Here is a 5,794-nt window from a genome sequence, read left to right on the forward strand (position 1 = left end):
TTATAGAAATGTTATTATTGGATTAATCACACTAAGCATAATAGTTTTGATAATAGATATAATTAGACGATTTGTTTTGTAATTTAAATGAATAATTTTTATCAAAGAGTATATGATGCTGTAAAGCGTATTCCCAAAGGCAAGGTTTGTACATATGGAGTTATCGCCTTTATGGCTGGAAGTCCAAGAGCAAGCCGTGTAGTAGGTTATGCGCTTCATCATAATCCAGATCCCCAAAACATCCCTTGTCACAGAGTAGTAAACCGTCAAGGACGGCTAGCCCCTGCATTTGCTTTTGGCGGAATCCAAGTTCAAAAGCAGCTTCTTGAACATGAAGGAGTTAAGGTTAGCGATGACGGTTACGTTGATTTGGATATTTATATGGATTGGGTAAAAGAGATATAAAAACTTTTTTAATTAAGTGCAAAAGTTCTTTATTTTATAGATATCTAATATGTAATCATACATTTTTTTACCATTTGATGATTATTGTCAGTAAATTTTTTTGATGTTATAATTTATATGTTTTTATATTTTATGGAGTTAAATTATGATTTTGATTACAGGGGCTAGAGGACATATAGGCAATACTTTGCTGTACAAATTAGCCCAAGAATATGGCAAGGATAATCTTAGGATTTTTGTAAGAAGTCAGAAAGACATAGATTATATAAAAGACCTTGCTGGCGAAATTGTCATAGGCGATATAAGAAATTATCAAGATGTACTTAACGCTGTAAAAGGCTGTAAATATGTTTTTCATACAGCAGCATTAATAAGCTTAGGCAAAAAGGTTACAAAAGAGTTATATGACACCAATGTTTTGGGTACCCAAAACATTATTAATGCTTGTTTAAATTGTGGTGTTAAAAGACTTATCTATACAAGCAGTGTTGAAGCATTATGGACTCCTAAGCAAGGAAAGATCACCGAAGTCCATGCAGATATAAAGGACGTTGACGGTGCATATGCTTATACTAAGATTTTGGCGGATAGAGAAATACAAAAGGGAAGAGAACAAGGTCTTGACATAATAGCTGTTTATCCCTCCGCTGTTATTGGTCCTAGAGATTATAAAGGTTCGTATTCAAAAAAGATAATTTCATACTATAAATCAAAGTTTTGGCTGAAATTTTATTTTAAGGGTGAATATAATTTTGTGGATGTTGAAGACGTGGCGGATGCGTTAAAAAACGCAATGACGGTAGAAACACACCGCAATGATTATATCTTAGCCAACCAAAAACAAAATATTAAGCAAATAGCCAAGCTGATAAGCAATGCGGCAAAAACTAATAGTGTATATATTCGTGTTCCATATTTTTTGGTGCTGTCCTTTGCTTTCTTATCTAATATATTTATGAAATTATTTGGAAAAACAGCAGTTTTTAACCCATATTCTATTTCAATATTACGAAGGAATTGTGATTTTAATATACAAAAGGCCAAGGATGATTTGAATTTTAATCCAAAAGATCTTAGTCAAACATTGATTGATACAGTCAATTGGCTCAAAAAGCGATAATTGATTGGTAATTTTTTGTATTTATAAAAACTTTATTGATTTATTATGCAAAAGACTTGCAATCCATTTAGAGTGTGTTAGAATAATGAATAAAAATGGATAGAGATACCGCGCAAAAAATTATAGATATATTAGAACAAAATTACGGCATTCCAAGTACAGCTCTTAGATATAATAATGAGTTTGAGCTGCTTGTTGCAGTGATTTTGAGTGCTCAATGTACAGACGAACGCGTAAACAAAGTTACACCGGCACTATTTGAACGCTTTGGCACGCCTCAAAAGATGGCGGAAGCCGACATAGAAGAAATAAAAAAACTTATTTTTTCTTGCGGTTTTTATAATAACAAAGCCCAAAGCCTAAAAAGTGCATCTCATGATTTGGTTGAGCGTTTTGGCGGCAAAGTTCCAAATACTCGTGAAGAACTTATGAGTTTAAGGGGAGTAGGCAGAAAAACAGCCAATGTAGTTTATGCGGTGGCTTTTGGCGGGCAGGCTATGCCGGTGGATACCCATGTTTTTAGAGTTTCGCATAGATTGGGGTTTAGCAATGCTACCACGCCCGAAAAAACAGAAACAGATATAGTAAATTTATTAGATAACAAACAACTGACCAAATCACATCATTTGTTTATAACGCACGGCAGGCAAGTATGCCATGCTAGAAATCCAAAATGTGAAGTATGTTGTGTAAAGGAGTTATGTGCTTTTTATGAACAAAATTTTATCAAAGCGTAAACTTGCAGAAAATATTATTGAATATATATTTGATGCTCCCAAAGTCGTTCGTCATGCCAAAGCAGGACGGTTTGTCATATTGCGAGTTGACGAAAAAGGAGAGAGAGTCCCTTTTTCTATTTGCGATACCAATGCCCAAAAAGGAACACTTACTTTGCTTATACAGACATTGGGCGCTTCTACTATGAAGTTAGCAAAACTTGAAGCAGGCGACAGCGTCAGCGATATTACAGGACCTTTGGGAACACCTTCTCATCTTGACGCATATTCCAATCCTGTATTAGTAGGCGGAGGAATAGGTTGTGCTGATGTCTATCCTCAGGCCAAAATGTTTAAGGCTTTGGGCAGACCTTGCGATGTAATAATAGGCGCAAGAAATAAAGATTTGATTTTGTATGAAAACGAATTCAAAGCAGTCAGCAAAAACCTTTATCTAACAACTGATGACGGAAGTTATATAAGAAAAGGCTTTGTAACTGATGTTTTGAAAGAACGCATTGAACAAGGCGGCAATTATGATGTTGTGTTTGCGGTAGGACCTGTTCCTATGATGAAAGCAATTTGCAATTTGACCAAAAATTATAATATAAAAACAATAGTCAGCATGAACACATTGATGGTTGACGGTACAGGAATGTGCGGATGCTGCCGTGTTACTGTAGGCGGTGTTACAAAGTATGCTTGCGTTGACGGTCCCGAATTTGATGGACATCTGATTGATTGGGATGAAGCGATTAACCGTTCTAAAATATATAAGAATTATGAAGCTGAGCATATATGCCGTCTGACTGGTGAGAAGAGGTAAGGAGAAATAAAATGGTAAAACGCGATAGACAAAAACAAAAAGAACTTGCACCGTTAGATAGAATAAAGACTTTTGAAGAAGTAAGCTGTACCTTTGATGACGAAACAGCGGTATTGGAAGCGCAAAGATGCCTTCAATGCAAAAATGCACCTTGTATAAAGGGCTGTCCTGTCAATATCAATATTCCTGCTTTTATTAAGCAGCTTACGCTTAACGATCAAAAAGGCGCAATAGATATAATAAGACAAAGCAACAATCTCCCTGGAGTTTGCGGAAGAGTTTGCCCTCAAGAAGAACAATGTGAAAAGAATTGCTTAAGAAAGCGTGTTGACGGTCAGGCGATAGCTATAGGCTCGCTTGAACGCTATACTGCTGATTATGCTTTGGAACATTTTGATGACGAAGTAAAAGTACCTCAAGAAAAGATAGGAAAAGCGGCGGTGATCGGCGCAGGCCCTGCAGGTCTTACTGCTGCAGCAGATTTGGCTTTGGGTGGAGTTGAAGTTACCGTTTATGAAGCTTTTCACAAAGCAGGGGGCGTACTTATTTATGGAATTCCAGAGTTTAGATTGCCCAAAGTCTTAGTTCAAAAAGAAATAGACAAGGTTTTGAAACTCGGGGTTAAGCTTGAACTTAATACCATTGTAGGCAAAACGATTACAATGGATGAAATACTGCAAGAATATGATGCAGTTTTTATTGGAAGCGGTGCAGGATTGCCTAAATTTATGGGCATAGAAGGCGAAAACCTAAACGGTGTATTTTCTGCCAACGAGTACCTTACAAGAGTTAACCTGATGAAAGCTTATGATGATCAATATGATACTCCTGTATGGCATGGCAAAAAGGTAGCGGTTTTGGGCGGCGGCAATGTCGCTATGGATGCTGCACGTACAGCTTTAAGACTTGGTGCGGAAGAAGTGTTTATTGTATATCGCCGTTCGCGTGAAGAAATGCCTTGCAGAGTTGAAGAAGCGCATCATGCCGAAGAAGAAGGCGTAAAATTTGAATTATTATCTCAGCCTATCAAAATTTTGGGCGAAAACGGTTTTGTAAAAGGACTTGAATGTCTAAAGTGCGAACTTGGCGAACCTGATCAAAGCGGAAGAAGAAGACCTAAAGAAATACCCAATTCTAATTATGTAATAGAGTGCGATACTGTTATAGTTGCTATCGGAACAAGTCCCAATCCGCTTTTGCATAGAAGTTATGAAGCATTGAAAACGACCGAAAAAGGCACTTTGATTGTTGATGAAAACAGCATGACAACTGTACAAAATGTTTATGCTGGCGGTGATGCTGTGACTGGCGCTGCGACAGTAATTTTGGCAATGGGTGCCGGCAAAAAGGCGGCCGCTGAGATTATAAAGACACTAAAAGAAAAAGCTAATGCAAGCAAATAATTTTTTGAAACTATAATTACAGATTTTGTTAATAATACAGTAAGGAAAAATTATGTTTATAGATTATGCACAAATAGTAATAAAAGCAGGAAACGGCGGAGACGGAAAAGTATCATTTTTTACCGCGCGCTATGTTCCCAATGGCGGTCCTGACGGCGGAGACGGCGGCAAGGGCGGCGATATTGTATTTGTTGCAGACAGAAATCTGAATACTCTTGTTGATTTCAAATTCAATAGATTTTTTAGAGCAGAAAATGGTGAACGCGGCGAAACAGGCAGAAAGACAGGCAAAAGCGGAAAAGACCTGATAATAAAAGTGCCTTGCGGAACTGTCGTAAAGACATTGGACGGCAAAGTAGTAGCAGATCTTGTTAAAGACAAACAACAAGAAATCATACTTCACGGCGGACGCGGCGGACGCGGCAACTCAAAATTTGCCTCATCCAGAAGACAAGCGCCGCATTTTGCACAGCGCGGAGAAGTTACAAAAGAATATACCGTCATACTTGAACTTAAGCTTATTGCCGATGTAGGTATAATAGGCTATCCAAATGCAGGAAAATCCACTCTTTTGTCTATGATATCCCAGGCTAAGCCTAAGATTGCTAATTATCCTTTTACTACGCTCTCTCCTTCTTTGGGTGTCGTAAAATATGGTGATTATTCTTTTGTGGCGGCAGATATTCCGGGAATTATAGAGGGAGCTTCTCAAGGCGCAGGGCTTGGACACAGATTTTTGAAACATATAGAAAGAACTCGCTTGTTGATACATCTTGTAGATATTTCTGAAATCGAAGGCAGAAGCGCTGTTGACGATTATAATACCGTCAATAAAGAACTATCTAATTTTTTGGATAAATTGGCTGATTTGCCTCAAATAACAGTTCTTAACAAATCAGATATCCTGCAAGACTTAAACAAAGTTGAGGAATTCAAGCAAAAGACAAATCTTGATGATATTATCTTAATTTCAGCTGCAACAAGGCAGGGTATAGATAAATTATTGGCAGCTGTATCAGAAAAATTAAAGCAATTGCCAGCACCTGAACTTGAAGTGGAAGCTGAAACCAGTCTAGAATCGCTTGAAGAAAACACCTTTGAAATACAGCTTTTGGAAAAGGGCTATTATCTTGTAAGCGGCAAAATGGTAGAAAATCTTGCGCGTAATGTAGTTTTAAGCGATCCAGACTCTTTGGCGTATTTTCAACGGTCTTTAAATGAGTTGGGCATAAACAAAGCCTTAAAAGAAAAAGGCATCAAAAACGGCGATACAGTAAGAATGCTTGACACCGAATTTGAATGGTTTGATTAGTAAAGACTTTGA

6 protein-coding genes are annotated in these 5,794 nt (G+C 37.5%); all 6 read left to right on the top strand.

Going from position 1 to position 5,794, the window contains the following annotated elements; genetic code table 11:
- Nucleotides 1-87: 87 nt before the first annotated feature.
- The 6 genes from VIL26_00825 (at nt 88) to obgE (ending at nt 5,782) form a co-directional block, all read left to right on the top strand.
- Nucleotides 88-405 carry an MGMT family protein gene (locus VIL26_00825; protein HEY8389488.1) on the top strand — a complete coding sequence of 106 codons (318 nt, stop codon included), beginning with the start codon at nt 88-90 and terminating at the stop codon, nt 403-405.
- 145 nt (nt 406-550) lie between these two features.
- Complete coding sequence (locus VIL26_00830) at nt 551-1,525, top strand: NAD-dependent epimerase/dehydratase family protein (protein ID HEY8389489.1); 975 nt, start codon at nt 551-553, stop codon at nt 1,523-1,525.
- 95 nt (nt 1,526-1,620) lie between these two features.
- Entirely contained in the window at nt 1,621-2,262 is a 642-nt protein-coding gene (gene nth / locus VIL26_00835; GenBank protein HEY8389490.1) for an endonuclease III, read from the top strand.
- Entirely contained in the window at nt 2,237-3,067 is an 831-nt protein-coding gene (locus tag VIL26_00840) for a sulfide/dihydroorotate dehydrogenase-like FAD/NAD-binding protein (GenBank protein HEY8389491.1), read from the top strand. The genes nth and VIL26_00840 overlap by 26 nt, the downstream gene beginning before the upstream one ends.
- 11 nt (nt 3,068-3,078) lie before the next feature.
- On the top strand, nt 3,079-4,470 hold the full coding sequence (gene gltA, locus VIL26_00845; protein HEY8389492.1) for an NADPH-dependent glutamate synthase: 1,392 nt from the start codon (nt 3,079-3,081) through the stop codon (nt 4,468-4,470).
- Nucleotides 4,471-4,522: 52 nt separating this feature from the next.
- Nucleotides 4,523-5,782, top strand: a complete 1,260-nt coding sequence (gene obgE, locus VIL26_00850) for a GTPase ObgE (GenBank protein ID HEY8389493.1) — start codon at nt 4,523-4,525, stop codon at nt 5,780-5,782.
- The last annotated feature ends 12 nt before the right edge of the window (nt 5,783-5,794 follow it).

The organism is Clostridia bacterium (genome assembly GCA_036562685.1).
Taxonomy (GTDB): Bacteria; Bacillota; Clostridia; order Christensenellales; family DUVY01; genus DUVY01.

Bases quoted from the DNA above. Each gene is read 5' to 3' on its own strand.
- VIL26_00825 (HEY8389488.1), top strand. From the start codon at position 88: ATGAATAATTTTTATCAAAGAGTATATGATGCTGTAAAGCGTATTCCC.
- VIL26_00830 (HEY8389489.1), top strand. From the start codon at position 551: ATGATTTTGATTACAGGGGCTAGAGGACATATAGGCAATACTTTGCTG.
- nth (HEY8389490.1), top strand. From the start codon at position 1,621: ATGGATAGAGATACCGCGCAAAAAATTATAGATATATTAGAACAAAAT.
- VIL26_00840 (HEY8389491.1), top strand. From the start codon at position 2,237: ATGAACAAAATTTTATCAAAGCGTAAACTTGCAGAAAATATTATTGAA.
- gltA (HEY8389492.1), top strand. From the start codon at position 3,079: ATGGTAAAACGCGATAGACAAAAACAAAAAGAACTTGCACCGTTAGAT.
- obgE (HEY8389493.1), top strand. From the start codon at position 4,523: ATGTTTATAGATTATGCACAAATAGTAATAAAAGCAGGAAACGGCGGA.